Here is a 22,936-nt window from a genome sequence, read left to right on the forward strand (position 1 = left end):
GGGTGTGGAGTGGGGGTGTGTCAGGACTGGCGGCGGCGGCGGGCCACCTCGGCCAGGACCACGCCGGTCGCCACGGCGGCGTTGAGCGACTCCACCTCGCCCGCCATCGGGATCGACACCGTCACGTCGCAGGTCTGCTTGACCAGCCGGGACAGCCCCTTGCCCTCCGAGCCGACGACCAGCACGAGCGGGTCGGCCGCGAGCTCGAAGTCGTCCAGCGACACGTCGCCCTCGGCGTCCAGCCCGGCGATCATGAGCCCGGCCGTCGCGTACTCGCGCAGCGTCCGGGTCAGGTTGGTCGCCCGCGCCACCGGGACGCGGGCCGCGGTCCCGGCCGAGGTCCGCCAGGCCACCGCGGTCATGCCCGCCGCCCGGCGCTGCGGGACGACCACACCGTGGCCGCCGAACGCGCCCACCGACCGCACCACCGCGCCGAGGTTCCGCGGGTCGGTGACGCTGTCGAGCGCCACCAGGAGCGGGGGCCGGCCGGAGTCGGAGGCGGCCTCGAGCAGCTCGTCGGGGTGCGCGTAGCCGTACGGGGGGACCTGGAGACCGACGCCCTGGTGCAGCGCGCCGCCGGAGATCCGGTCGAGATCGTTGCGTGGCACCTCGAGGATCGAGATGCCGGCGTTGGCGGCCAGGTGCACCGCCTCGGCGATCCGGTCGTCGGCCGTCGTGCCGATCGCGACGTAGAGCGCCGTGGCCGGCACCCCGGCCCGCAGGCACTCGACCACGGGATTGCGGCCGAGCACCGTCTCCGGGGTGTCGCCGTCCCCCGCCTTGCGCCGCGACCCGGCGACCTGGGAGCGGTTCGACCGGGCAGCCGCCTTCGCGTCCCGGGCCGCCTTGCGCGCGGCCGGGTGCCCCGGACGCATCTCCGCGGGTGGTGTGGGCCCCTTGCCCTGCAGCCCACGGCGGCGCTGGCCTCCGGAACCGACCACCGCGCCCTTCTTGGTGCCTTCCTTGCGCATCGCGCCGCGGCGCCTTGAATTGCCGGCCATCAATCGTTCCTGTCGTTCACGCTGCCGAACATCGCAGCTAGACGTCCTTGAGGGACCACGTCGGACCGTCGGGGTTGTCCTCGACGGAGATCCCGGCGGCGAGCAACCGGTCCCGGATCTGGTCCGCGGTGGTGAAGTCACGTTCGGCCCGGGCCTGCTGGCGCTGGGCCAGGAGCTCGCCGACGAGCGTGCCCAGCGCGCCCACGGCGGCGTCGTCGGCCCGGTCGCCGCCGAGCCAGCGCGGGTCCAGCGGGTCGACGCCGAGCACCCCGGTCATCGCGCGCACCGACGACGCGAGGGCTGCCGCGGCCGCCCGGTCACCGCTGTCCAGCGCCGCGTTGCCGTCGCGCACGGCCCGGTGGATGACCGCGAGCGCACCCGGGGTGCCGAGGTCGTCGTCCATCGCGGCGGCGAACTCGGCGGGCACCTCGGCGTCGACGCCCGGCTCCCCGACGCGCTCGCGCACCCGGTGCACGAACGACTCGATCCGCCGGTAGGCGGCTACCGCCTCGCTGAGGGCGGCGTCGGAGTACTCGATCGCCGACCGGTAGTGCGGGCCGATGAGGTAGTACCGCAGTTCCACCCCGCGCACCCGGTGCAGCAGCGCGTCGATGGACAGCGTGTTGCCCAGCGACTTGGACATCTTCTCGCCGCCCATGGTCACCCAGGCGTTGTGCAGCCAGTAGCGGGCGAACCCGTCGCCGGCCGCATGCGACTGGGCCTGCTCGTTCTCGTGGTGCGGGAACACCAGGTCGAGGCCGCCGCCGTGGATGTCGAACTCGGGGCCGAGGTAGGCGGTGGCCATCGCGGAGCACTCCAGGTGCCAGCCGGGCCGGCCGCGTCCCCACGGCGTCTCCCAGGAAGGCTCGCCGGGTTTTGCGGCCTTCCACAGCGTGAAGTCGAGCGGGTCGCGCTTGCCGCCCTGCTCCCCCTCACCCTGGGCGACGTCGTCGACCTTCTGCCGCGACAGCGCGCCGTACTCCGGGAAGGACCGCACCGCGAAGTAGACGTCCCCGCCGGCCGCGTAGGCGTGCCCGGCGTCGATCAGCCGCTCCATCAGTTCGATCATCTGCGGCACGTGGCCGGTGGCCCGTGGCTCGATCGAGGGGGGCAGGCAGCCCAGGGCGTCGTAGGCCGCGGAGAACGCGCGCTCGTGCGTCGCCGCCCACTCCCACCACGGGCGGCCCGCTTCGGCGGCCTTGCGGAGGATCTTGTCGTCGATATCGGTGACGTTGCGGACGAGGGTGACGTCGTACCCCCGGTGGACCAGCCACCGGCGCAGCACGTCGTAGTTCAGACCGCTGCGGACGTGACCGATGTGGGGAAGGCCCTGCACCGTGGCGCCACAGACGTACATCGACACAGCCCCGGCTCGCAGCGCGACGAAGTCCCGCTGCTCCCTGGTCGCGGTATCGAAGAGGCGCAAGCTCACCCGATACAGACTACGGACCCGCTGGCCAGCCCGGATGACCACCTCCAGGGTGCCCCCGGCAGGCCCACCGGAGCGAGGTCACATTCGTCCAAGACGCCGGGGACCGCGACGCGCGACACTCGGCGCATGACGGACATCCTGGACCTCTACCCGAGGCTGGTCGTCGACGACGGCGACGGCGCCTGCGCGTTCTACGCCGCGGCCCTCGGCGCGGAGACGATCGAGCGGTACACCGATCCCGACGGCCGGATCGTGCACGCGATGCTGCGGGCGGGCCCGATCCGCTTTGCGGTCAAGGACGCCGACGGTTACGACCCGGCCCCGGCGACGGGCGGCGTTTCGGTGATCATGGCGCTGTACGTGTCCGACGCCGACGCGGTCGCGGACCGGATGGTCGCCGCGGGGGCGACGGTGGTCTTCCCGGTGGCCGATCAGCCCTACGGCGAGCGCGGCGGCCGGCTGTCCGACCCCTACGGCCACCTGTGGATGATCGCCCAGCAGACCGAGCGGCTGACGCCGGAGCAGATCCAGACCCGCACGGACGCGATGTACGAGCAGGCCTGAGTCACGCGGCGGGCACGAGCAGGGCCGTCGCCACCGCGGCGATCCCCTCGCCGCGCCCGGTCAGCCCGAGCCCGTCGGTCGTCGTGCCCGACACCGCGACCGGGCCGCCGACGGCGTCGGAGAGCACCTGCTGTGCCTCCGCCCGCCGCGTGCCGATCTTGGGGGCGTTGCCGATGACCTGCACGGCGGCGTTGCTCACCGCCCAGCCGCCCTCGGCCAGCAGGCGGCGGACCTCGGCCAGCAAGGTCACACCGCTCGCGCCCGACCATTCCGGGCGCCCGGTGCCGAACACGGCGCCGAGGTCACCCAGGCCCGCCGCCGACAGCAGGGCGTCGCAGAGCGCGTGGGCGGCGACGTCGCCGTCGGAGTGGCCGGCGCAGCCGTCCACTCCGTCCCAGCGCAGCCCGGCGATCCAGCACTCGCGCCCGGGCTCGACGGGATGCACGTCGGTGCCGATGCCGACCCTCATGTTCCGGCCTCCGGTGTCCGGGCGAGCAGCATCTCGGCCAGTTGCAGGTCCCACGGCGTCGTGATCTTGAACGCCGACGCATGGCCGGGGACGGTGTGCACCGATTCCCCCAGCGCCTCGACCAGGCCGGCGTCGTCGGTCGCCGCGGAGCCCGCAGCGTCGTAGGCGCGCTCCAGCAGCGCGCGGGTGAACCCCTGCGGGGTCTGCACCGCGCGCAGGACGGACCGGTCGACCGTGCCGTGCACGCGGCCGTCGCCGTCGACCTGCTTCACGGTGTCGGCCAGCGGGAGCACCGGCACGACCGCGTGCCGCCCGGAACGGATCGCGGCGACCACGGCCGCGGTGAGCTCGGGCGGGGTCAGGGGCCGCGCGGCGTCGTGAACGAGCACGATGTCGCCGAAGTCCTCGGTGTGAGCGTCACCGCCGCGGGTACCCGCTCGTTCACCACCGTGGGCTCGTTCACCGCCGGAGGCGCCATCCATCGCATGCAGTGCGTTGCGTACCGAACCCGTCCGGTCCGAGCCACCCACGATGACGACAACCGGGCGGCCGGCCAGCAGCGAACGAGCTGCGCCGACCTGGCCGGCCGGAACGGCCACCACCACCCGGTCCACGACACCGGAGCGCAGCAAGCCGTCGACGGCGCGCAGCAGGATGGGCACGCCGCCAACAGGGACGAATGCCTTCGGCAGGGCTGCTCCGAGACGCTGCCCCGAACCCGCGGCGGGCACGACCGCGACAACGCTCATCAGGGAGCTCTGACCGGGGTCGTGCGATCAGCCGTCGGTCAGGCCGTCGCGGCAGTGGCGAGCACCTCGTCGAGGAGCACCTCGGCGCGCTCCTCGTCCGTGCCCTCGGCGAGCGCGAGCTCACTGACCAGTATCTGCCGCGCCTTCGCCAGCATGCGCTTCTCACCCGCGGACAGACCGCGGTCCTTCTCCCGGCGCCACAGATCGCGCACGACCTCGGCGACCTTGTTCACATCACCCGAGGCGAGCTTCTCGAGGTTCGCCTTGTACCGCCGGGACCAGTTGGTCGGCTCCTCGGTGTGCGGCGCACGCAGCACCTCGAAGACCCGATCGAGCCCTTCCTGGCCCACGACATCACGGACGCCGACGACCTCGGCGTTCTCCGCAGGAACACGCACCGTGAGATCACCCTGGGCAACCTTCAGGACGAGGTACTTGCGCTCCTCGCCCTTGATCGTCCGAGTTTCGATGGCCTCGATGAGAGCGGCACCGTGGTGCGGGTAGACGACGGTCTCGCCGACCTTGAAAACCATGTGTCCTCTGCCCCTTTCGCTGCACCCAGGTTAACACGTCCGACCCGCCCACTGCGCGCCGGTCGGCACCGTCGTCGCAGGTCAGGGGGTTGACAACCGACAGGAAACGTGCACGGGCGCCGATTCGGCGAGGCGCGTTACCGGGCCCGCGACCAGCGCGACTAGGCTTCCGGCAGGTCACCACCGCGACCACCCGGACACTGCACCCGCCCCCGCCGCACCGGCCCGCACCACGCGGGGAACGAACCGGCGAGGACCGGCAAGGAAGGACGTCTGACCCGTGAGCCGCACCAAGCGCTTCCGCCCGACCGGAGCCGCCGTCCTCATCGGCGCCATGATCGGGATGGTGGGGTTGGCCGGCTGTGGCGCCGGACAGATCTCCCAGACCTCGAACCAGACCGCCGCGGTCAGCGGGGCCAACGTCACCGTCGGCCACATCGCCGTGCGCAACGCACTGATCGAGTACCCGGTCGGAGTGAGGCCCGCCGCCGCCGTCTACCGCCGCGGCGAGAACGCGCCGGTCCAGCTGACGATCGTCAACGAGTCCGATGCGGCCGACCGGCTGCTGCGGGCCAGCAGCCGGGTGGCCGGCTCGGTTCAGCTGGCCGGCGACGGCGCGCTGCCCGGCGACCACGTGATCACCTCCGGCACCAAGCTGCAGGCGCTGCCGAACTCCCACGAGGTGCAGGTCACCCTGGCCGGGCTGACCGACGAGATCCGTCCGGGCCTGAGCTACCCGGTGGTGCTGACCTTCGAGCGGGCCGGTGACGTCGTCGTCGACCTGCCGGTCGGCAGCCCCGCCGAGGCGCGCCTCGACGAGCCGGCCAGCGGGGGCGGCGGACACTGACCGGCCGCACCCGCACCGCGCGCACCGGCTACCGCTGCACCGAGTGCGGACACCAGGCCGCGCAGTGGGTGGGGCGCTGCCCGGGCTGTCAGGCCTGGGGCACCCTCGAACAGCACGCGGCCCGGGTCGTCGCCACCAGGCGGGTCGCCGCGGGAGCACCCAGCACTCCGGCGCGGCGGATCGGCGACGTCGAACTCGACACCGCCAGGGCCCGCACGACCGGGGTCGACGAGCTCGACCGGGTGCTCGGCGGCGGGCTCGTCCCCGGCGCGGTGGTCCTGCTCGCCGGTGAGCCCGGCGTCGGCAAGTCCACGCTGCTGCTCGAGGTCGCCGCGAAGGCGGCCGCGAAGGGCCGTCGCGTGCTGTATGTCACAGGCGAGGAGTCGGCCGGGCAGGTGCGGCTGCGCGCGGAGCGCACGAATGCCGTGCACGACGAGCTGTATCTGGCCGCCGAGTCCGATCTCGGCGCGATCGTCGGGCATCTGGAGACGCTGACGCCCGACCTGCTCGTCGTCGACTCCGTCCAGACGATGTCCACCGCCGACGCCGACGGCGCCGTCGGGGGTGTCACCCAGGTCCGCGCGGTCACCGTCGCGCTCACCGCGCTGGCCAAGGAGCGCGGGCTGCCCGTGATCCTCGTCGGGCACGTGACCAAGGACGGGTCCATCGCCGGGCCGCGTGTTCTCGAGCACCTGGTCGACGTCGTGCTGTCGTTCGAGGGCGACAAGCACTCGACACTGCGCATGGTTCGCGGGGTGAAGAACCGCTTCGGCCCGGCCGACGAGGTCGGCTGCTTCGAACTGCGCGACGAGGGCATCGTCGGGCTCGCCGATCCCTCGGGGCTCTTCCTGGCCCGGTTCGGCGCCACCCGGGAGGCGGTCGTCCCCGGCACCGCCGTGACCGTGGTGATGGACGGGCGGCGCCCGCTGCTGGCGGAGGTGCAGGCCCTCGTCGCCGGCAGGGACATCGCCAGCCCGCGCCGCGCGGTGAGCGGGCTGGACAGCGCGCGCGTCGCCATGCTGCTGGCCGTGCTGGAACGCCGAGTCGGGATCAAGCTGCACGACGCCGAGGTGTTCACCGCGACCGTCGGCGGGATGAAGGTGCTCGAGCCCGCCGCCGACCTCGCTCTCGCGCTCGCGATCGCCTCGGCCAAGCGGGACCTGGCACTGCCCCCGGACCTGGTCGTGATCGGCGAGATCGGGCTCGCGGGCGAGGTGCGCCGGGTCGCCGGCGTGCAGCGGCGGCTCGCGGAGGCCGCGCGGCTGGGCTTCACCCGCGCGCTCGTGCCGCCCGACAGCGACGTCAAGCCCAACGGGATGCGGATCCAGGAGGTCGGCGACCTGGCGCTCGTCGTCGACGGCATCCGCTGAGCGCGGACCTGCGCTTCAGTCCAGCAGCAGGAACGGCGTCGGAGCGCTGATCAGGTTGTCGACCCGGGTCATGACGCGGTAGGCGCCGGCCGGGACCGGGGTGCGCGGTTCGGCGCAGCCCGGAGTCGAGGTCCGGCCGAACCAGGTCACCGCGAACGCCACGGGCTGGCCCGGCACGAGCGTGCGCAGGTCGATGGTGGACGGGTTGACGCAGTCGTTGCTCGACCACAACCGGTCGGCCCCGTCGCCGCTCCACACGACGATCTCCTGGCGCGCGCCGTCGAGGTCACGTACGCAGGGCTGCTCGCTGACGTTCGTGACGACCAGGCGAAGCACAGGCCGGTCGCCGACCTTGTGGTCCGGCCGGTCGATCTCGGCACCGACGGTGAGCATGTCGTTGGTGCAGGGCACCGGCCCGGTCGGGGGAAGTGGCACCGACGGCGGCACCGAGACCGGCGGGCGCGGGGTGTCGTCGGGCCGGACGAGCTCGTCGGCGGCCGGGGTGGTGGCGTCCGGCCCTGCCACCGGGCTGCGGAGTTGCGTACCGGGGCTGGTGGCGACGACGCCGGAGGTGGTCGATCCGGAGGCGTGAGCGGGGGCCGAAGCGGGCGCGCTGCCCACGGCCGTGCCCGGGGTGGTGGTCCCGGCGGACACCGGCGCGGTCAGGGCGGCGCGGCTGGCCGCCCGGGTGGTGGCCGTCTCGCCCGCGTCGTCGGACGCGGGGGTGGCGAGGGCTGAGATCATCCAGCCGAACAGGACGAACACCGAGATGATCGACGCGAGGGCGATCCCGCGCCGGCGCCAGTACACGGACGCGGGAAGCGGTCCGACCGGCTCCCACATGTCACGCAGCGTAGATTGGTGGTTACTACACGTTGCAGCAGGTGGTCGGCGCGCCGCGCAAAGACGACGCCCGAACCACCCGTGTGGGTTGAGCGGCGAGCCGGCCTCCCGGCCGGGCCGCCGGGGCCGTAGCGATCGGGCCGGGCCCGGCATACGGGATACTTCGTGACCGTGACGTCGATGGAGTCCCTGGTGCCCTGGTTCGCGGCCACCGCGCGGGACCTGCCCTGGCGACGCCCGGAGACCACGCCGTGGGGCGTGCTGGTCAGCGAGTTCATGCTCCAGCAGACCCCGGTCGCCCGGGTCGAACCGGTCTGGCTGCGGTGGATGGCCGAATGGCCGGTGCCCTCGGCGCTCGCCGCCGCGCCGCGGGCGGACGTGCTGCGGGCCTGGGGCAAGCTCGGCTATCCGCGGCGGGCGCTGCGCCTGCACCAGGCCGCGGTCGTGATCGCCACCGAGCACGGCGACGTCGTCCCGGGCGATGTGGACGTCCTGGAGTCGCTGCCCGGGGTCGGTTCCTACACCGCGCGGGCCGTCGCCGCCTTCGGCTACGGCAAGCGCTGCCCCGTCGTGGACACGAACGTCCGCCGGGTCGTCGCCCGCGCGGTGCACGGCCGGGGGGACGCCGGTCCGGCCCGGGTGCGCGCCGACCTCGCCGACGTCGAGGCGCTGCTGCCCGCCGACGAGCCCACGGCGGCGACGCTGTCCGCCGCACTGATGGAGCTCGGGGCGGTCGTCTGCACAGCGCGCTCGCCGCGCTGCGCGGCCTGCCCCGTCCGGGCGGACTGCGCGTGGCAGGCCGCCGGGCGCCCGGAGTACACCGGACCGCGCAAGGCACCGCAGGGCTTCGCCGGAACCGACCGCCAGGTGCGCGGCCGGTTGCTGGACGTGCTGCGCGGTGCGTCGGAGCCCGTCGAGAAGGCCGCCCTCGACCGGGCGTGGTCCGATGCCGCCCAGCGCGACCGCTGTCTCGATTCGCTGCTCGTGGACGGGCTGGCCGAGCAGCTCGACGACGGGCGCTTCGCGCTCCCGGCCTGAACCGTGGTCCAGGCGGTGCGTTTCCGTCTCGACAAGGCCGCCGAGGCCGAACTCGACGGGCTGCGCGCACGGGTCCGCGACGCCGGGATCGCCGTACCCGCGGACCGGCCGACCGTCACCTTCGCCGCCGCGGCGAAGATCCCCGCCCCCGCTCGTGCGGCGCTCGCCGACGAGCTTCGGGTGCTCGCCCTGCCGGCCCTGTGGCTGGCGACCCTGGGCACCGTGGCCGGGCGCGACGAGGAGCTCGTGGCGGCCGCCGTCGTCGACGCCGAGCTGCTCGCGGTGCACGCGGCGGTGCACGACGCGCTGGCCGGCCGGGTCCGCTCCCCGTTCGCGGCGTACCTGCCGGGCTCGTGGCTGCCGCACTGCGTGCTGGCCACGCAGCGCCCGGCCGAGGCGTTCGCGGCGCTGCACCCGATGCACCCGGTCCGTGCCCGGGTGGTGGGCGTCGAGGTCGCCGACACCCGGACCGGCACCACCGAGCCGATCACCGGCTGACCGCTCGCCCGCGCTCAGGGCAGACCGGCGAGGAACCGTTCGACGGTCGCCCGGTAGGCCGCAGGCGCGCCGGCGTGCACCAGGTGCCCGGTGCCGGGTACGCGCACGTGCCACGCGCCCGGGATCCGCCGGGCCAGCTCCACCATGTGGCCGACCGGCGCAACGCTCTGCTCGGCCTCGAGCAGGAGGGTCGGGCACCGGACGGCCCCGACCGCCGCCCAGTGGTCGACCGCGGCCCACTCGGCCGCGATCTGCACGGCATCGCCCACCCTGGTGAGCAGGTGGTAGCCGTCGGCGCGCTCCTCGACGCACTCCGCCATGTACTCGCCGAACTCCGGGCGCGGATGCCCGAACGCCTGCCGCACTGCGGCCAGCGACGGGAACGGCTGCGGTACGGCCCCGAACCACGCCCGGGCGTCATCGAGGTTGCGACCGGTCGCGTCCCGGAAGTCCACCGCCATGTCCTCGACGACCAGCGCGCGGACCAGGTCCGGCCGCTGCGCGGCCAGGACGAGCCCGTGCAGCCCGCCCATCGAATGGCCGATGACGACCGCCGGTCCGGCCCCGGCCTGCTCGATCACCTCCGCGGCGTCGGCGGCCATCCGTGCGGTCGTCCACGGCCCTGCGGCCTGGGACCGGCCGTGCCCACGCGCGTCGACGGCGAGCACCCGGCCGTGCCTGGTCAGCCAACGCGTCTGCGGCCACCAGGTCGTGGCCCGCCCCATCAGGCCGTGCAGCAGCAGCACCGGCGGCCCGTCACCACCGAACTCGACGACGGCCAGGTACACACCGTCGGAGGTCCGCACCGAACGTCGCACATCCGCATTCTGCTACTAACCTGGCCCCATGGCCGTCGTGAAGATCAACGCAATCGAGGTGCCCGAAGGCGCCGGTCCCGAGCTGGAGCAGCGGTTCGCCAACCGGCTGCACGCCGTGGACGGTCAGCCGGGGTTCCTCTCCTTCGAGCTGCTGCGGCCGGTGAAGGGTGAGGATCGCTACTTCGTGGTGACCCACTGGGAGACCGAGGAGGACTTCCAGGCCTGGTTGAACGGGCCGGCCATGCAGGCGCACTCCGGTGAGCGCGCCCGTCCGGTGGCGTCGGGGTCGTCGCTGCTGGAGTTCGAAGTCGTGCAGCAGTCGACGGCCCAGCCGCAGTCCTGACCACCACCGGCCCGACCGGCCCGACCGGCACCGACCCGAGCAGCCCCGACCTGCAGCGCGCCGCCGACCTGCTCCGCGGGGCCGGCGCGCTGCTGGTCTGCGCGGGCGCCGGGATGGGCGTCGACTCGGGCCTGCCCGACTTCCGCGGGGTCGAGGGCTTCTGGCGGGCGTACCCGCCGTACCGCGATCTCGGACTGGCCTTCGAGGAGATCGCCGACCCGGTGCACTTCGCCGAGGACCCCGAGCTGGCCTGGGGCTTCTACGGCCACCGGCTCGCGCTGTACCGGGAGACGGTGCCGCACGCCGGGTTCGGGGTGCTCCTCGAGTGGTCACGGCGGTGGCCGACCCGGGTGTTCACATCCAACGTCGACGGCCAGTTCCAGCGCGCCGGGTTCGCCGACGACGACGTGGCGGAGTGCCACGGCTCGATCCACCACCTGCAGTGCCTGGCCGGCTGTGGCCGGCCGGTGTGGCCGGCCGACGGGCTCGAGGTGCACGTCGACCCGGAGACCATGCGCGCGACGGGTCCGCTGCCCGCGTGCCCGAGCTGCGGCGGACTCGCCCGGCCCAACATCCTGATGTTCGGTGACTGGTCGTGGCAGCCCGAACGGTCCGAGGCCGGGCTGCTCGCCCACCGGTCGTGGCTGCGGGCACTGCGCGCCGACGGCGTGCGGCTCGCGGTCATCGAGTTGGGCGCCGGTACCGCGGTCCCCACCGTGCGCCGCCAGGCCGAGCTGGCCTCCGCCGCGTCGGGGGCTCTGGTCCGGATCAACGTTCGCCAGCCCGAGGTCCGGCACGGCCGCGGCATCGGCCTGCCGACCCCGGCTGCTGACACCCTCCGCGCCCTCGACGCCCTCCTCTGAATCCGGCGGTGACGCGCGCCGATCTCGCCCACGCGCGTTGCACGGCGCGCGGGGACCGGAAGACGCGCGCCGGTCAGCGGGTGAGGTGCTGGACGAACCAGTCGCGCGCGGGGGTGCTGGAAGGCTCGAAGCCCTTGACGTAGGCGTCGAAGTGGCCACCGGGCAGGATCGTGAGCTTCTTGGGCTCGCGGGCCTTCTCGAACGCGGCGATCGCCAGGTCGGTGGGCGTGAGGACGTCGTTGACGGCCGGGAGCAGCAGCAGCGGAGTGGGGCTGATGTAGGGGATGTAGCTGACCGGCTCGTACTCGGTGAACATCTCGACGCTGCGCAGGGTGACCTCGTTACGCCAGGAGGGCGCGCGGAGCTTGTGCGTCTCGGTGAACCACCGCCACGAGTCCGGCGTGGGCAGCGCCGACGGCGCGAGCGGGTCCTCGGCGACGACGGGCACCATCGCCGGCGGGTCGCCCTGGAAGCGGGCCAGGCGGTCGGCGTTGAACCCGTCCTGGAACCCGGCGATGAAGTCGGCGCGGACCAGGGCCCGGAAGTTGTCGTGGCCGCTGACCAGCGGAACCTGGCTGACGACCGCCTTCACGCGGCGGTCGATCGCGGCGACGACGAGGACGTGGCCACCGGAGTAGCTGCTGCCCCAGATCCCGATGCGGTTGCCGTCGACCTCGGGCAGCGTGGTGGCGTAGGTGATGGCGTGGCGGTAGTCGCGGACCTGGGCCCAGGGGTCGATCTCCTGGCGTGGCTCCCCGTCGCTGGCGCCGAAGTTGCGGTTGTCGAACACCAGTGCGTTGAGCCCGGCGGCGGAGAAGACCTCCGCGTAGCTGTCGAGGTACATCTCCTTGACCGCGGAGAAGCCGTGCGCCATGACGACCGTCGGGGCGGCGCCGCTCGCACCTTGTCCCGGGTAGAACCAGCCGCGCAGCGTGACGCCCTCGGCGTCGAACTCGATGTCGCGTCGAGCCATCGTTATCTCCTCTGGCCGGATCCGGTGGCCCGAGCAGAACCGCAGCTCCACCCTGGGCCGGTGTGATCTCAGTCTCGAAGCGATCGGTCCGAGAAGCTAGTCCCCTACTCAGGGGCGGGTCAGCGCGCGGGCGAGCCGGGGTGCTCGTCGAGGTGGTCGGGGATGCCGTCGTCGTCGCTGTCGGGCAGCAGCGGGTCGGGCAGCCCGGCGCGCACCGCCTCGAGCTGGGCCGCCAGGGCGAACCCGGCCAGCAGCGCGATCCCTGTGACGTTGGCCCACAGCAGCAGCGCCATGACCGCGGTGAGCGGGCCGTACGTCTCGTCGAAGCCGGCCGCGAGCGCCACGTACAACGCCAGCAATCCCGACCCCGCCAGCCAGGCCAGCACCGTCACCGCGCCGCCGACCGCCAGCCAGCTCAGCCCCGGCTGCCGGCGCCGCGGCGCGAACCGCAGCAGCGCCGTCACGGCCACGACCAGCGACGCCAGGCCGAACGGCCAACGCAGCGCGTCCCAGATCTCCTCGGCCGTGCCGCCCCAGCGGTACACCGCCTCCATCGCCTCGCCGAAGGGCTCACCGGCCACGATCAGGAGCAGGCCGACCGCCATCGACAGCCCGGCGGTGGCGGTCAGCAGCGCGGCGCGCCCGTACTTGCGCAGCACCGGGCGGTCCCGCTCGGTGCCGTAGATCCGGTTCGCTCCGCGCTCCAGCTGCGCGAACGCGGAGGTCGCCGCGGCGAACGCGGTGAGCAGGCCGAGCACGACGACGATCTCGGCGCGCTTGCTGCCCTCGTCACGTCCACCACCCTCGATCGCCTGCTGGACGAGCGCGTCGCTGCTCCCCGGCGAGATCGCGACGACGGTCCGGGCGACGACCTCGGCGAACGACTCGACGCCGATCGCGGTCGCGAGCCCCGCCCCGGCGATGACGAGTGGCACGGCGGCCAGGGCGAGCTGCAGGGCGAACGCCCGGGCGTGGCTGAACCCGTCGCCGTAGCGGAACCGGAGGAAGCCCGTCGAGAGCAGGTGCGCCGGTCCGTAGCGGCGGACGGTGTGCCACGCGTCGTCCGCGGAGAGCTGCTGACCGGACATCAGCTCGGTCTCCGGGACCACCCGCACCGAGCTCATGGCGCCACCGTAACGGCGGGCGGCCCTCGACGCGGCGGCGAGCCGCTACCTACCGCAGCCGAGATCGTCGGCTCGGCACCGCCGACCGCGGCCACCGCGGCGCCACATGCCCGGGCGCCGATCAGCGGCCCTCACGCGCGGACCGGCCCCTGCTCCCGCCGCGCGGGCGGTCCCGGCGCGGCGACATGCCCCGGAGACGCCGAAGGGCCGGCCCGGACAGTGTCCGGGCCGGCCCTCGGGTGTCCCGCGCCGATCGGCGCGGGGCTGGGTCCTGCGGTCTAGCTAGACGTGCTCACTCACTCGTCGCCGGCACCGGCCATGTCGACCGGCGGGGCGTCGGGAACACCTGCGGCCGGCTTCGGCTCACCCCGGAAGGTGAAGTGCGCCTTGTCGTCCGCGGCCCGGGAGCCCTCGGGGGCGTCCGGGTCGATGCCCTCGACGTCGACGATCACGATCTGACCGGGCTGGACCTCGCCGAACAGGATCTTCTCGGACAGCTGGTCCTCGATCTCCCGCTGGATGGTCCGGCGCAGCGGCCGGGCGCCCAGCACCGGGTCGAACCCGCGCCGCGCGAGCAGCCCCTTCGCCGCCGGGGTCAGCTCGATGGCCATGTCCTTGTTGGCCAGCTGGGCCTCCACCCGCGTGATCATGAGGTCGACCATCGTGATGATCTGCTCCTCGTTCAGCTGGTGGAAGACGATGATGTCGTCGATACGGTTGAGGAACTCCGGCCGGAAGTGCTTCTTCAGCTCATCGTTGACCTTGTTCTTCATCCGCTCGTAGTTCGACGTCTCGTCGTTGCCCTGGGCGAACCCGAGCCCGACCGCCTTCGAGATGTCCTGGGTACCGAGGTTCGAGGTGAAGATGATGACGGTGTTCTTGAAGTCCACCGTCCGGCCCTGCCCATCGGTCAGGCGGCCGTCCTCCAGCACCTGCAGGAGGGTGTTGTAGACCTCCTGGTGCGCCTTCTCGATCTCGTCGAACAGCACCACCGAGAACGGCTTGCGCCGCACCTTCTCGGTGAGCTGGCCGCCCTCCTCGTAGCCCACGTAGCCGGGAGGGGCACCGAAGAGCCGCGAGGCGGTGTAGCGGTCGTGGAACTCGCCCATGTCGATCTGGATGAGCGCGTCGTCCTCGCCGAACAGGAAGTTCGCCAGCGCCTTGGACAGCTCGGTCTTACCGACACCGGACGGGCCGGCGAAGATGAACGAGCCGGACGGGCGCTTCGGGTCCTTCAGGCCGGCGCGGGTACGGCGGATCGCCTGCGAGACCGCCTTGACGGCGTCCTCCTGACCGATGATCCGCTTGTGCAGCTCGTCCTCCATGCGGAGCAGACGCGTGGTCTCCTCCTCGGTGAGCTTGAACACGGGGATCCCGGTCCAGTTGGCGAGCACCTCGGCGATCTGCTCGTCGTCGACCTCCGCGACGACGTCCAGGTCACCGGACTTCCACTGCTTCTCCCGCTCGGACTTCTGCCCGAGCAGCTGCTTCTCCTGGTCACGCAGGTGCGCGGCCCGCTCGAAGTCCTGCGCGTCGATCGCGGACTCCTTGTCCCGGCGCACGCCGGCGATCCGCTCGTCGAACTCGCGCAGGTCCGGCGGCGCGGTCATCCGGCGGATCCGCATCCGGGCGCCGGCCTCGTCGATCAGGTCGATCGCCTTGTCCGGCAGGTAGCGGTCGCTGATGTACCGGTCGGCCAGGGTGGCCGCGGCGACCAGGGCCGGGTCGGTGATGGTGACCCGGTGGTGCGCCTCGTACCGGTCGCGCAGACCCTTCAGGATCTCGATGGTGTGCGTGACGCTCGGCTCGCCCACCTGGATCGGCTGGAAGCGGCGCTCCAGCGCAGGGTCCTTCTCGACGTACTTGCGGTACTCGTCGAGCGTGGTCGCACCGATCGTCTGCAGCTCGCCGCGGGCCAGCATCGGCTTGAGGATGCTGGCGGCGTCGATCGCGCCCTCGGCGGCACCCGCACCCACCAGGGTGTGGATCTCGTCGATGAACAGGATGATGTCGCCGCGCGTGCGGATCTCCTTGAGCACCTTCTTCAGGCGCTCCTCGAAGTCACCGCGGTAGCGGGAGCCGGCGACCAGCGAGCCCAGGTCGAGCGTATAGAGCTGCTTGTCCTTGAGCGTCTCGGGCACCTCGCCCTTGACGATGCCCTGGGCCAGCCCCTCGACGACGGCGGTCTTGCCGACGCCGGGCTCGCCGATCAGGACGGGGTTGTTCTTGGTCCTCCGGGAGAGGACCTGCATGACCCGCTCGATCTCCTTCTCCCGGCCGATGACCGGGTCCAGCTTGCCCTCGCGGGCCTGCTGGGTGAGGTTGCGACCGAACTGGTCGAGCACCAGCGACGACGACGGGGTGCCCTCGCCACGGCCGGCAGAGGCCTCGGCGGGCTCCTTGCCCTGGTAGCCGGACAGCAGCTGCAGGACCTGCTGGCGGACCCGGTTCAGGTCGGCGCCCAGCTTGACCAGCACCTGTGCCGCGACGCCCTCGCCCTCGCGGATCAGGCCGAGCAGGATGTGCTCGGTGCCGATGTAGTTGTGCCCGAGCTGCAGCGCCTCGCGCAGGGACAGCTCGAGGACCTTCTTGGCCCGAGGCGTGAACGGGATGTGACCCGACGGCGCCTGCTGGCCCTGGCCGATGATCTCCTCGACCTGCTGCCGGACGCCCTCCAGAGCGATCCCGAGCGACTCGAGCGCCTTCGCGGCGACACCCTCGCCCTCGTGGATCAGGCCAAGGAGGATGTGCTCGGTGCCGATGTAGTTGTGGTTGAGCATCCGGGCCTCTTCTTGGGCCAGGACGACAACCCGCCTTGCTCGGTCGGTGAACCTCTCGAACATTCGCACTCCTTGCCTGCTGCGCCCACACATGCGGCGCGCGCTGCACCGCGGACGCCCCATACCACTGTATCGGGCGTGCGGGCTTCACCGCCTCCAGCGCGCACCATGCGCACTGCTCGTACACAACGCGGTCCCACCCCGTGGGATTCCCGGACGGCCGGATCCGGGCCGGGACGTCCCGCAACGGCGGTCGGGGGCTCAGGCGGTCGCCGCCGCCTGCTCCTCGGCCTGCCGCTCGGCGGCCTTGTCCGCGCGAAAGCCGTCCTCGTCGCGCCCGCGCCGCCAGTAGCCGGAGACCGACAGCCACTCCCGCGGTACACCTCGCTCATCGATCAGGTGCCGGCGCAGCAGCTTGACCGCGCCGGCCTCACCGTGCACGAACGCGTGCAGCTGGCCCGCCGGGAACTCGAGGGCGCGGACGGTGTCGAGCAACGGGCCGGGGCTCGTGTCGTCGCGGTGCACCCACGAGATGCGGGCGTCACCGGGCGAAGGCAGCTCCTGGTGCTCGGCGGCGTCGGCCACCTCGATCACGACCAGCGCCGGGACGCCCGCGGGGATCCGCTCGAGTGCCGCGCCGATGGCCGGCAGCGCCGCCTCGTCGCCGACGAGCAGGTGCCATCCGGCATCCGGGCGCGGCGCGTAGGCGCCGCCGGGGCCGAGCAGCCGGAGCCGGTCGCCCGGACGGGCCGCGGCGGCCCACGGCCCGGCCAGGCCGCTGTCCCCGTGGTGCACGAAGTCGATCGTCAGCTCGCGGGCCGTCGGATCGAAGTCACGCACCGTGTAGGTCCGGGTCATCGGCCACTGCTCGCGAGGCAGGTCCCGCCGGATCGCGTCCATGTCGAACGGTTCGGGGTAGTCCACGCCGGGCCGCGGGAAGATCAGCTTGACGTACCGATCCGTGTACGGGGTGTCCGGGAACCCGAGGAGTTCGTCTCCCCCGGCCACCACCCGGATCATGTGCGGGGTCAGCCGCTCGGTGCGCTGCACCTCGAGACTGGTGAGCCTGCGGGCCATGGCACCTCCACCCCGGACGGCACCGGACGCCGCCGCTCCGGCGCCAGGCTAACCCGGCCGCCGAAACGGCGACGGGGCCGACCGGCATTCCGGTCGGCCCCGTCGCACGGCGCGGCCGCGAGCCGTGCCGTGCCGGCCACGCCTCAGTTCTCCTGGTGGTACGCCTCGAGCACGTCCGCCGGAATGCGGCCGCGGTCGGACACCTTCATCCCGCGCTTGCGGGCCCAGTCGCGAATCGCCTGGTTCTGCTCCCGGTCGATCGACGGCCGGCGGCTGGCCCCGCTGGAACCGCTACCCGCCGATCCCCGGCGCCGGCCCGCCGTACGCCGGGCCGCCGCGACATACGACGCGAGCGCGTCGCGGAGCTTTCCGGCATTGTCTCTCGACAGGTCGATCTCGTAGTTCTTGCCGTCGATCCCGAACTCGACCGTCTCGTCCGCGGCCTCGCCGTCCAGGTCGTCGATGAGCCTGATCTCACGGATCTGCGCCACCGCCGCAGCCCTCCATGCACTAATCGTTGGGTAATGACATGCGGCGACGCCGCTAAATGAATCGTATCTCCATTACAGCTGTACTGTCGAGGCGGCCCCACCGAACCCGCCGTGTACAGCGGAAATCAGTTGGCGTGGCGCGTGGAAGCGCGTCTCACTCCGGGCGGACGAGGGGGAACAGAATGGTCTCGCGGATCCCGAGCCCGGTGAGGGTCATGAGCAGGCGATCGATACCCATTCCCATGCCGCCGGTCGGCGGCATTCCGTACTCCATCGCCCGCAGGAAGTCCTCGTCGAGCTGCATCGCCTCGACGTCGCCGGCCGCCGCCAGCAGCGACTGGGCGTGCAGCCGCTCCCGCTGCTCGACGGGATCGACCAGCTCGGAATAGGCGGTGGCCAGCTCCGTGCCGAAGACGATGAGGTCCCAGGCCTCGGCCAGCCGCGGATCGCCGCGGTGCTGCCGGGTCAGCGGGCGGACCTCGACGGGATAGTCACGCACGAAGGTGGGCTCGATGAGCGTGTGCTCGACCAGCTTCTCGAACAGTTCGAGCACGATCTCGCCGGCCGACCAGGAATCCTTGAGCTCGACGTCGTGCTTGGCCGCGATCTTTCGCAGAGTATCCGCGGAGGTGTCCGGTGTCACATCCTGATCCACCGCTTCGGACACGACTCCGTGCAGCGTCACCGAACGCCACGGCCCACCGAGGTCGTGTTCGGACCCGTCCGCGTGGCGAACGACTGTGGAACCGAACACAGCTCGTGCACTTTCAACGATCAGCTGCTGCGTGAGCTCCGCCATGTCGTCGTAGGTGGCGTATGCCTGGTACGCCTCCAGCATCGCGAACTCAGGCGAATGGGTCGAATCGATACCCTCGTTACGGAACACCCGGTTGAGCTCGAAGACCCGCTCGATCCCGCCCACCACCGACCGCTTCAGGAAAAGTTCCGGAGCGATCCGCAGGTAGAGGTCGGTATCGAGTGCATTCGCATGGGTGACGAACGGACGAGCAGTCGCGCCACCATGCAGAAGTTGCAGCATCGGGGTCTCGACCTCGATGAATCCACGCTGTTCGAAAGCCGAACGCAGGGTGCGCAGCACGGTGGAGCGGGCCCGCACCATCTCCCGGGCCTGGGGCCGCATGATGAGGTCGACATAGCGCTGCCGGACGCGGGTCTCCTCCGACAACTCCCGGTGCGCCACGGGCAGCGGCCGCACCGCCTTCGACACCATGGACCAGCCGTCGGCGGAGACGGACAGCTCACCGCGGCGGGAGGTGATCACCTCGCCCTTGACGAGCACATGATCACCGAGATCGACCAGTGACTTCCACCGGGCCAGCTCGTCCTCGCCCACGTTCGCGAGGCTCAGCATGGCCTGCAGCTCGGTCCCGTCGCCCTCCCGCAGCGTCGCGAAGCAGAGTTTGCCGGTGTTGCGCTGGAAGATCACACGGCCGGTCACGGCCACCTGCTCGCCGGTCGCGGTGTCGGGCGGCAGGTCCGGGTGCGCATCGCGAACCTGACGGAGCGTATGCGTGCGCTCGACCTCGACGGGGTACGGATCGACCCCGTCGGCAAGCAGCTCCGCACGCTTGGCACGACGCACCCGGATCTGCTCGGGGAGGTCGTCGTCAGGTGGGCGGGGCGCAGTGGTCACGCTGAGCAATGTTATCGACGTCGACGCGAGGCCCGACCGGCGGTACACCCGCAGCGGGGCGCCGGAACACCGGCGAGCGCCGTAGCGGGGGCTACGACCCGACCGGCCCCGGGACGGGGGGCACCCCGGCCGGGTGCGGCACGGCGCCGCCGGCCACAGCGGTCGTGCGCACGTTGCGCAGGTAGGTCAGCCGCAGACCGAGCAGGGTGAGGTCGGGTACGAACTCGGTGATGGTCGACGACTCCCCGTCCATCAGCGGAGCCAGGCCGCCGGTCGCGAGCACGGTGATCGGCCCCGCCTTGGGGCCCAGCTCGTCGAGGATCCGGTGCACCAGTCCGTCCACCTGGCCGGCGAAACCGTAGAGCACACCGGACTGCAGGCACTCCACGGTGTTCTTGCCGATCACCGAGCGGGGCCGCACGAGCTCCACCGTGCGCAGCGCCGCGGCCCGCGTGGCGAGGGCGTCGAGGGAGATCTCGATACCCGGGGCGAGCGCCCCGCCGAGGAACTCCCCCCGCGCGGAGACGACGTCGATGTTGGTGGAGGTGCCGAAGTCCACGACGATGCAGGCGGTGCCGAACAGGCGGTGCGCGGCGAGGGTGTTGACCACCCGGTCGGCGCCCACCTCACGCGGGTTGTCCACCAGCAGCGGGACACCGGTGCGGACACCGGGGCCGACCACCACGGTGGGCATCCGGGAGCTGCGCCGGTCGAGCATCAGGCGCAGCTCGCGGAGCACAGAGGGCACCGTGGACAGCGCGGCGATGCCCGTCACGTGCCGGGCGTGCTCCCCGAGCAGGGCGCGGATCGCCACCTCGAGCTCGTCGGCGGTCATCCGCGGGTCGGTCCGCATCCGCCAGTCCCGGACCAGCTCGGGACGCACCAGCTCCTCGGGCGTGTCGGGGTAGAGCCCGAGGGCGATCTGGGTGTTCCCGACGTCGATGCAGAGCAGCACGCCCCGCTCCGTCCTAACGCTCGGCGAGCAGGAGCCCGCCGGGGTCCCCGTGCCGGGTCACGGAGCCGGAGAGCAGGCCCGAACCCTCCGGTGCGTGTCCCGGGTCGTTGCCCTGCTCGACGATCCGGTTGAGCTCGTCGACGAACACGACACGCGGGTCGTAGGTGCGCAGCTCGGCCTCGTCCATCTGCGCGTAGGAGATGAGGATGACCAGGTCGCCGGGGTGCACCAGGTGCGCAGCGGCGCCGTTGATGCCGATCACTCCGCTGCCCCGCTCACCGGGGATCACGTAGGTCTCCAGGCGGGCGCCGTTGGTGATGTCGACGATCGCGACCTGCTCGCCCTCGAGCAGGTCGGCGGCCTCCATCAGATCCTGATCGACGGTCACCGAGCCGACGTAGTGCAGGTCGGCCTGCGTGACCGTGGCGCGGTGGATCTTGGACTTCATCATGGTGCGGAACATCGTGTTCTCCTCCCCGACGGGCTAGCCCAGCTGGACCGGGACGTTGTCGATCAACCTGGTCGTGCCCAGACGTGCCGCCACCAGCAGCCGGGCCCGGCCGGTGGCCGGCGCCGGTCCGAGCTCCGTGTCGCGGAGTTCGAGATACTCCACCTGCAGCGCAGGTTCCCCGGCCAGTACGGCACGGGCGGTCTCGACGACGGCGTCCGCACCGCGTGCGGACACCGCCGCGCCCGCGTTGAGAGCGCGGGAGAGCGTGGTCGCACGCTCCCGGTCCGCCGCGGACAGGTAGACGTTGCGCGAGGACAGTGCCAGGCCGTCGGCCTCGCGGACGGTCGGCACCCCCACCACCGACAGCGGGAAGTCCAGGTCACGGACCATCTTGTGGATCAGTACGAGCTGCTGGTAGTCCTTCTCGCCGAACAGCGCCACGTCCGGGCCGACGATGTGGAACAGCTTCGCGACCACGGTCAGCATCCCGGCGAAGTGCCCGGGGCGGACGGCGCCGTCGAGCTCGTCACCGAGCGGGCCGGGGGCGAGCCGGGTGCTCGAGCCCGGCGGGTACATGTCCTCGACACCCGGGGTGAAGACCAGCTCGACGCCCTCCTCGCGGCAGACCTCGAGGTCGGCCTCCAGCGGGCGCGGGTAGCGCTCCAGATCCTCGCCGGGGCCGAACTGCAGCGGGTTGACGAAGATCGACACCGCGGTGACGGTGGAGCCGGGCAGCCGGCGGGCGTGCCGGATCAGCTCACGGTGGCCCTCGTGCAGGGCGCCCATCGTCGGCACCAGGGCGACCTTGCGGCCGGCCCCACGCAATGCGCGGGTCACCGCGTTGAGCTCGGCGGGCGAGCGGTGCACGGTGAGCCGGCCCGCGGCGAAGCCGTTCTTGGTACGTGCGGTGGTCACCGTTGCTCCTCCAAGGTGGCTCGGACCTCGTCCACGGCGCGCCCGGGCAGCAGCCCGGCCGTCTCGGCCCGGTGCGCGGTGCGCCCGGCGAGGACCCGGTAGGTCTCGGCGAGTCCGGGGTCGACGGCGGCGAACTCGCGCAGGTGGGTACGGACAGTGCCGGTGTCGCCGCGGGCCACCGGCCCGGTCAGCGCCCGGTCGCCGTGGCGCAGCGCGTTGTCCAGCGCGGCGGACAGCAGCGGGGCGATCACCCGCTCGGCCGGGGAGATCCCGGCGCGCTCCAGGACCTCGGCGCAGTCACGCACGAGCGTCACCAGGTGGTTGGCGCCGTGTGCCAGGGCGGCGTGGTAGAGGGGGCGGGCCGCCTCCGCGATGCGGACCGGCTCGGCGCCCATCTCGACGACCAGCGCCTCTCCGACACTCCACGCCGCGCCGTCGTCGGCCGCCGCGGTGACGCCGACGCAGCAGGACCCCAGCCGCTCGACGTCCTCGGGGCGCCCGGTGAAGGTCATGGCCGGGTGCAGGGCGAGCGGGAGCACCCCGTGCTCAACGGCTCCGTCGAGCACCGCGACACCGTGTGCGCCCGAGGTGTGGACGACGATCTGCCCCGGCCGGAAGCAACCGGCGCCGGCGAGCCCGCGGACCAGGCCGGGCAGCACGTCGTCGGGGACGGCGAGCAGAGCGAGGTCGGCGCGCTGCACGACCTCGTCGGGCGGGAGCAGGGGGACGCCGGGCAACAGGGTCTCAGCCCGGTGCACGGAGTTGCGGGAGACACCCGACGTCGCGACGACGTGGTGTCCGACGGCGGTCAATGCCGCACCCAGAACGGACCCGACGCGGCCGGCGGAGACCACTCCGACGGCCAGCCGGGCAGGCCGGCCTGCACTCATCACGCACTCCTTGCTCGTTCCAGTCCCGTTCGGGTACCAGACGAGGGTCGACAACTGGCTGGCGACGCGAGCACAGGTTAGACGTGGCCGGAGCCTGCGAGGACGGCCCGTGACCGGGTTCACCCCGGTGTGGATCCGCCGCTCGTCAGCGCGCCGGACCGGCGGGCGGCGGTCCGGCGGGGTCCGGGCGGCCCGCACCGGGATACGGCGATGAGGGGTACGCGACGCCGGGGGGCGGGCGGCCACCGGGCAGCGGGC

Annotated in this window: 24 protein-coding genes; 7 read left to right on the plus strand and 17 right to left on the minus strand. The window is 72.6% G+C overall.

Annotation, left to right across the window (positions count from 1 at the left end):
* Positions 1–20 precede the first annotated feature (20 nt).
* Positions 21–1,001 carry a 23S rRNA (guanosine(2251)-2'-O)-methyltransferase RlmB gene (gene rlmB / locus HF519_RS22165; RefSeq protein WP_169414922.1) on the minus strand — a complete coding sequence of 327 codons (981 nt, stop codon included), beginning with the start codon at positions 999–1,001 and terminating at the stop codon, positions 21–23.
* A gap of 37 nt (positions 1,002–1,038) precedes the next feature.
* Entirely contained in the window at positions 1,039–2,433 is a 1,395-nt protein-coding gene (cysS, locus tag HF519_RS22170) for a cysteine--tRNA ligase (RefSeq protein WP_169414923.1), read from the minus strand.
* A gap of 126 nt (positions 2,434–2,559) precedes the next feature.
* Between cysS and HF519_RS22175 the strand changes: the two genes are divergently transcribed.
* A complete protein-coding gene (locus HF519_RS22175) occupies positions 2,560–2,997 on the plus strand; it encodes a VOC family protein (RefSeq protein ID WP_169414924.1) in 438 nt (145 codons plus the stop codon).
* A gap of 1 nt (position 2,998) precedes the next feature.
* Here the strand turns inward: HF519_RS22175 and ispF are convergent, their stop codons facing one another.
* From ispF to HF519_RS22190, 3 genes are read right to left on the minus strand one after another with little or no spacing between them, the layout of a single operon-like run.
* Positions 2,999–3,466 carry a 2-C-methyl-D-erythritol 2,4-cyclodiphosphate synthase gene (gene ispF / locus HF519_RS22180; RefSeq protein WP_169414925.1) on the minus strand — a complete coding sequence of 156 codons (468 nt, stop codon included), beginning with the start codon at positions 3,464–3,466 and terminating at the stop codon, positions 2,999–3,001.
* Entirely contained in the window at positions 3,463–4,215 is a 753-nt protein-coding gene (gene ispD, locus HF519_RS22185; RefSeq protein ID WP_169414926.1) for a 2-C-methyl-D-erythritol 4-phosphate cytidylyltransferase, read from the minus strand. Before ispD ends, ispF begins: the two co-directional genes overlap by 4 nt.
* Before the next feature lie 38 nt (positions 4,216–4,253).
* Positions 4,254–4,748 (minus strand): CarD family transcriptional regulator, encoded by a 495-nt coding sequence (locus tag HF519_RS22190; RefSeq protein ID WP_013678095.1) that lies wholly within the window; start codon positions 4,746–4,748, stop codon positions 4,254–4,256.
* 280 nt (positions 4,749–5,028) lie between these two features.
* Between HF519_RS22190 and HF519_RS22195 the strand changes: the two genes are divergently transcribed.
* Together HF519_RS22195 and radA are read left to right on the plus strand one after the other, a co-directional pair.
* Complete coding sequence (locus HF519_RS22195; RefSeq protein WP_169414927.1) at positions 5,029–5,595, plus strand: copper chaperone PCu(A)C domain-containing protein; 567 nt, start codon at positions 5,029–5,031, stop codon at positions 5,593–5,595.
* Positions 5,592–6,965 (plus strand): DNA repair protein RadA, encoded by a 1,374-nt coding sequence (gene radA, locus HF519_RS22200; protein ID WP_169414941.1) that lies wholly within the window; start codon positions 5,592–5,594, stop codon positions 6,963–6,965. The genes HF519_RS22195 and radA overlap by 4 nt, the downstream gene beginning before the upstream one ends.
* Before the next feature lie 15 nt (positions 6,966–6,980).
* Here radA and HF519_RS22205 read toward each other — a convergent pair whose 3' ends face one another.
* On the minus strand, positions 6,981–7,808 hold the full coding sequence (locus HF519_RS22205) for a hypothetical protein (protein WP_169414928.1): 828 nt from the start codon (positions 7,806–7,808) through the stop codon (positions 6,981–6,983).
* A 180-nt stretch (positions 7,809–7,988) separates the two neighbouring features.
* Here HF519_RS22205 and HF519_RS22210 point away from each other — a divergent pair, with 180 nt between their 5' ends.
* Positions 7,989–8,846 (plus strand): iron-sulfur binding domain-containing protein, encoded by an 858-nt coding sequence (locus HF519_RS22210; protein ID WP_169414942.1) that lies wholly within the window; start codon positions 7,989–7,991, stop codon positions 8,844–8,846.
* Positions 8,847–8,861: 15 nt separating this feature from the next.
* Positions 8,862–9,344, plus strand: coding sequence for a 2'-5' RNA ligase family protein (locus HF519_RS22215; RefSeq protein WP_312860276.1), 483 nt, complete (start codon positions 8,862–8,864; stop codon positions 9,342–9,344).
* Positions 9,345–9,358: 14 nt separating this feature from the next.
* Here the strand turns inward: HF519_RS22215 and HF519_RS22220 are convergent, their stop codons facing one another.
* Positions 9,359–10,162 (minus strand): alpha/beta fold hydrolase, encoded by an 804-nt coding sequence (locus HF519_RS22220; RefSeq protein WP_312860277.1) that lies wholly within the window; start codon positions 10,160–10,162, stop codon positions 9,359–9,361.
* A gap of 28 nt (positions 10,163–10,190) precedes the next feature.
* Here HF519_RS22220 and HF519_RS22225 point away from each other — a divergent pair, with 28 nt between their 5' ends.
* Entirely contained in the window at positions 10,191–10,505 is a 315-nt protein-coding gene (locus HF519_RS22225) for an antibiotic biosynthesis monooxygenase family protein (RefSeq protein ID WP_169414929.1), read from the plus strand.
* Positions 10,506–10,618: 113 nt separating this feature from the next.
* Positions 10,619–11,368: an SIR2 family NAD-dependent protein deacylase gene (locus tag HF519_RS22230; protein ID WP_169414930.1), complete on the plus strand. Its 750-nt coding sequence runs from the start codon at positions 10,619–10,621 to the stop codon at positions 11,366–11,368.
* A gap of 73 nt (positions 11,369–11,441) precedes the next feature.
* On the opposite strand, the gene HF519_RS22235 is transcribed toward HF519_RS22230, so the two are convergent.
* The 10 genes from HF519_RS22235 to HF519_RS22280 form a co-directional block, all read right to left on the minus strand.
* Positions 11,442–12,341, minus strand: a complete 900-nt coding sequence (locus HF519_RS22235; RefSeq protein WP_169414931.1) for an alpha/beta hydrolase — start codon at positions 12,339–12,341, stop codon at positions 11,442–11,444.
* A gap of 119 nt (positions 12,342–12,460) precedes the next feature.
* Complete coding sequence (locus HF519_RS22240; protein ID WP_169414932.1) at positions 12,461–13,465, minus strand: YihY/virulence factor BrkB family protein; 1,005 nt, start codon at positions 13,463–13,465, stop codon at positions 12,461–12,463.
* 296 nt (positions 13,466–13,761) lie between these two features.
* On the minus strand, positions 13,762–16,308 hold the full coding sequence (locus HF519_RS22245; RefSeq protein ID WP_169414933.1) for an ATP-dependent Clp protease ATP-binding subunit: 2,547 nt from the start codon (positions 16,306–16,308) through the stop codon (positions 13,762–13,764).
* Positions 16,309–16,506: 198 nt separating this feature from the next.
* Positions 16,507–17,322 (minus strand): siderophore-interacting protein, encoded by an 816-nt coding sequence (locus HF519_RS22250; RefSeq protein WP_169414934.1) that lies wholly within the window; start codon positions 17,320–17,322, stop codon positions 16,507–16,509.
* Between the two features lie 143 nt (positions 17,323–17,465).
* The gene (locus HF519_RS22255) at positions 17,466–17,813 is read right to left on the minus strand and encodes a histone-like nucleoid-structuring protein Lsr2 (RefSeq protein ID WP_169414935.1); all 348 of its coding nucleotides are present in this window, start codon (positions 17,811–17,813) and stop codon (positions 17,466–17,468) included.
* A 154-nt stretch (positions 17,814–17,967) separates the two neighbouring features.
* Entirely contained in the window at positions 17,968–19,467 is a 1,500-nt protein-coding gene (gene lysS / locus HF519_RS22260) for a lysine--tRNA ligase (protein ID WP_312860278.1), read from the minus strand.
* A gap of 91 nt (positions 19,468–19,558) precedes the next feature.
* Positions 19,559–20,422 (minus strand): type III pantothenate kinase, encoded by an 864-nt coding sequence (locus HF519_RS22265; RefSeq protein WP_169414937.1) that lies wholly within the window; start codon positions 20,420–20,422, stop codon positions 19,559–19,561.
* 13 nt (positions 20,423–20,435) lie between these two features.
* A complete protein-coding gene (gene panD / locus HF519_RS22270; RefSeq protein ID WP_169414938.1) occupies positions 20,436–20,885 on the minus strand; it encodes an aspartate 1-decarboxylase in 450 nt (149 codons plus the stop codon).
* 21 nt (positions 20,886–20,906) lie between these two features.
* Positions 20,907–21,788 carry a pantoate--beta-alanine ligase gene (gene panC, locus HF519_RS22275; protein ID WP_169414939.1) on the minus strand — a complete coding sequence of 294 codons (882 nt, stop codon included), beginning with the start codon at positions 21,786–21,788 and terminating at the stop codon, positions 20,907–20,909.
* The gene (locus HF519_RS22280; RefSeq protein WP_169414940.1) at positions 21,785–22,678 is read right to left on the minus strand and encodes a Rossmann-like and DUF2520 domain-containing protein; all 894 of its coding nucleotides are present in this window, start codon (positions 22,676–22,678) and stop codon (positions 21,785–21,787) included. The genes panC and HF519_RS22280 overlap by 4 nt, the downstream gene beginning before the upstream one ends.
* Positions 22,679–22,936: the final 258 nt, after the last annotated feature.

The organism is Pseudonocardia bannensis (assembly GCF_012911875.1).
Taxonomy (GTDB): domain Bacteria; phylum Actinomycetota; class Actinomycetes; order Mycobacteriales; family Pseudonocardiaceae; genus Pseudonocardia; species Pseudonocardia bannensis.